The sequence below is a fragment of the Desulfothermus sp. genome (assembly GCF_053993635.1).
Genome location: NZ_JBMYBT010000118.1, coordinates 1 through 3,596, shown reverse-complemented (window position 1 = coordinate 3,596; position 3,596 = coordinate 1). Strand labels below are relative to the sequence as shown.

Below are 3,596 nucleotides of genomic sequence, written 5' to 3'. Positions count from 1 at the left end.
CTTTGCAAGGCTAAGATCAATAATAGAGGATTGATGTCAAATTGTTTTTAATGCCTTGACCATCCAGCCACTTTAAAATAATAGTGATTAGTGATTCGTGATTAGTGATTTGATTTACGATTCCGATTCCCGATTTCCGATTTACGATTTACGAATCACAAATCACAAATCACGAATTACAGAACACGAGAGAGAGAATTATGGCCATAGAAAGGGAAGTAAAATTTTTTGTTAAGCACGGATTTGAAGATATCAGAAAACGGCTAAAAAATTTGGGTGCAATTTTTATAGACAGGTATTTTGAGCAAAATATAGTGTTTGATTATCCTGACAAAAGGTTAAAAAATCAGGGAATACTTGTAAGGCTAAGAAGCACAAATAAAACACATACCTTGTGTTTGAAAAAAGCAATTTCTGCCCAAGAATTAAGGGGCGAAAAAGTAGCAGAAGAATTTGAAACCATAATTGATAATAGGGAAAATTTTGTAATCACTTTGAGCAAAATTGGACTTGAAATATCTCTTAAGTATGAGAAAATAAGAGAAAAGTGGGAGTTTGATAATACAGTTATATGCCTGGACACCTTACCCTTTGGTGATTATTTAGAAATAGAAGGAACAGGAGATTTAAGAAAAGTGGCAACTGAGTTAGGTCTGGATTATGGGAATTCTTCAACCATGACCTATCATGAGATCAACGCTAACATTAGAAGAAAATTAGGGCTTCCACCAATGGATAGTTTTGTTTTTAAGGATTGGACTAAATATAAAAAATCGTATAAAGGAGTTTTGGATTATGACTATGGAAAATAGACCAGAACTCCACGAAGAGACCCTTATAGAAGATGATCTTAAGGAACCACCTAAATATAAAGTTTTGCTTCATAACGATGACTACACCACAATGGATTTTGTAGTTGATGTTTTAATGAAAGTTTTTCACAAGAGCAAAGAAGAAGCTGTAGCTATTATGTTAAATGTGCACAAAAAGGGAGTTGGGGTCTGTGGGGTGTATCCAGCAGAGATAGCAGAAACAAAGGTAGCTTTAGTACACAAGATGGCTAGAAAAAAAGGATTCCCCTTAAAATGTACTATGGAAGAGGTTTAGCTATGTTAAGTAAAGATTTAGAAAAGGTTTTTGCTTTGGCAATTAGAGAAGTTAGGATTCGGCACCACGAGTTTTTGACCTTAGAACATGTGCTTTATGCCTATTTACTTGTACCACAAGGGAAAAATCTCCTGAAAAATTGTGGAGTTAATGTAAACAAACTAAAAGGACAGTTAGAGAGGTACTTTATAGATAATTTAGATGTGTATCCTGAGTCCCAGGGACGGGAGGTTATCCAGACCCTGGCAGTGCAAAGGGTGATTCAACGGGCAATTTTTCATGTCCAGTCTGCTGAAAAATCACGTGTTGAATTAGGAGATTTTTTGGCTTCACTAATGGAAGAAGAAGATTCATACGCTACATATTTTTTAAAGAGTCATGGTGTGGAGCGGCTGGATATATTGGAATATATATCCCATGGTCAACCAAAAGAAGAGGCTGAAAATCCAAAAAGACAGTCTTTTCTAGAAAGATACACCCAGGACCTTGTACTAAAGGCCCAGATGGGGCTTATAGATCCTTTAATTGGGCGAGAAGAGGAAATTGAGCGTACCATACAGATTTTATCTCGCAGGAGGAAGAACAACCCTTTATATGTTGGTGAGCCTGGTGTAGGTAAAACTGCGTTAGCAGAAGGTCTTGCACTAAAAATTGCAAGGGGAGAGGTACCAAAAAAGTTTCAAGGAACTAAGATATACGCCCTTGATATGGGATCTCTCGTTGCAGGAACCAAGTTTAGAGGGGATTTTGAAGGAAGATTAAAGGGAATTATCAACGAACTAAAAAAGAAAAAGGAAAATGTGATCCTTTTTATTGATGAGATACATACTATTGTTGGTGCTGGAGCAACCAGTGGAGGATCTTTAGATGCGTCAAATATATTAAAGCCGGTGTTGGCTTCAGGGGAAATTAGATGTATAGGATCAACTACTTATGAAGAATATAAAAATTTATTTGAAAAAGACAGGGCATTGTCCAGACGTTTTCAGAAAATTGACATTATAGAGCCCAGCAGGGATGAAAGTGTTGAAATATTAAAGGGTCTTAAAAAATATTATGAACAACACCACAAAATTAGATATTCAAAAAAGGCCATAGAAGCTGCTGTTGACCTTACAATTAAATACCTGCCTGATAGGTTTTTGCCAGACAAGGCAATAGACGTAATAGACGAATGTGGAGCCCATTTTTCCTTAAAGGAGCGAAAGAAAAAGGTAATATCTGTAAAAGACATTGAAAATGTAGTTGCTAAGATAGCCCGCGTGCCAATTAGGAGCGTCACTACCTCGGATAAGGATAGGCTTAAGAATCTGGAGGCAGAACTAAAACAGGTTGTCTTTGGGCAGGATCAGGCAATTGAGCAAGTTGTGCGTGCAATAAAACGTTCTCGTGCTGGTCTAAGAGAGCCCAATAAACCTGTTGGCAGTTTCCTGTTTGTTGGTCCAACAGGTGTTGGAAAGACTGAACTTGCAAGACAACTCGCGAACATTCTTGGAATTAATTTCTTGAGATTTGATATGAGTGAATACATGGAGCAACACTCTGTAGCGCGTCTAATTGGTGCTCCTCCAGGATACATTGGCTTTGATCAAGGGGGCTTACTAACTGATAGTATTAGAAAACATCCCCATAGTGTTTTGCTTTTAGATGAAATAGAAAAGGCCCATCCAGACCTTTTTAATATACTACTTCAGGTTATGGATTATGCAACTCTGACTGACAATACAGGTAGAAAAGCAGACTTTAGACATGTAATTCTGCTTATGACCTCCAATGTTGGTGCAAGGGATATGTCTTCTACATCCATTGGTTTTGCAAAAGAAGAAATTGAAGATAAAACACATATGGGTGTAAAGGCAGCAGAGAAATATTTTTCACCAGAGTTTAGAAATAGGTTAGATGGAATTGTTCCTTTTAGATCTCTTAATAGAGACCTGATGAAGATGATAGTAGACAAGTTCATTAAAGAATTAAATGAACAATTAAAGGATAAAAAGGTTCAAGTGTTATTGGATGAAACTGCAAGGGATATTCTGGCGAAAAAAGGATTTGATCCAGATTATGGTGCAAGACCAATGAGAAGGGTTGTGCAAAAGGAGATTGCAGACCCACTTACTGATGAAATACTTTTTGGTAAGCTCAGTGGAGGAGGAAAGGTCTTAGTTATAGCCAAAAATGACGGAAAACAAGATAAACTTGAATTTAAGTTTGAAAATTAAAATACTCCCTTCCTGGTTATAATTATGAATACACACGTATTTCTGTAAAAAAAAGTATATGTATTTATGAAAAAACTGCCAACTGGTATTTAGTGATTTTTTCTGCAATCCCCTTTTTAAGGGTATAGAAAAAACACATTAGTCAAGTATGAAGCATATTATGCATCTATTAATTGCACCTAAATCATAAAAACAACTCTTCTACAACATTTTCCAAATATTGTTTTTTCACCCCCCATTATCATTTATGCCTAAAATCAAAAGCACTAT

At 36.3% G+C, this 3,596-nt stretch carries 3 protein-coding genes; all 3 read left to right on the top strand.

Annotated features, from left to right (window positions below):
• Positions 1-200: 200 nt before the first annotated feature.
• Genes ACY2V1_RS08605 through clpA form a run of 3 tightly spaced genes read left to right on the top strand, consistent with a single transcriptional unit; the run spans position 201 to position 3,326 of the window.
• Entirely contained in the window at positions 201-812 is a 612-nt protein-coding gene (locus tag ACY2V1_RS08605; protein ID WP_461834385.1) for a class IV adenylate cyclase, read from the top strand.
• Positions 796-1,107, top strand: a complete 312-nt coding sequence (gene clpS, locus ACY2V1_RS08600) for an ATP-dependent Clp protease adapter ClpS (protein ID WP_461834384.1) — start codon at positions 796-798, stop codon at positions 1,105-1,107. Before ACY2V1_RS08605 ends, clpS begins: the two co-directional genes overlap by 17 nt.
• A 2-nt stretch (positions 1,108-1,109) precedes the next feature.
• Positions 1,110-3,326, top strand: a complete 2,217-nt coding sequence (gene clpA / locus ACY2V1_RS08595; RefSeq protein ID WP_461834383.1) for an ATP-dependent Clp protease ATP-binding subunit ClpA — start codon at positions 1,110-1,112, stop codon at positions 3,324-3,326.
• Positions 3,327-3,596: the final 270 nt, after the last annotated feature.

Coding starts and splice junctions, on each gene's coding strand:
- clpS (WP_461834384.1), top strand. CDS start 796: ATGACTATGGAAAATAGACCAGAACTCCACGAAGAGACCCTTATAGAA.
- clpA (WP_461834383.1), top strand. CDS start 1,110: ATGTTAAGTAAAGATTTAGAAAAGGTTTTTGCTTTGGCAATTAGAGAA.
- ACY2V1_RS08605 (WP_461834385.1), top strand. CDS start 201: ATGGCCATAGAAAGGGAAGTAAAATTTTTTGTTAAGCACGGATTTGAA.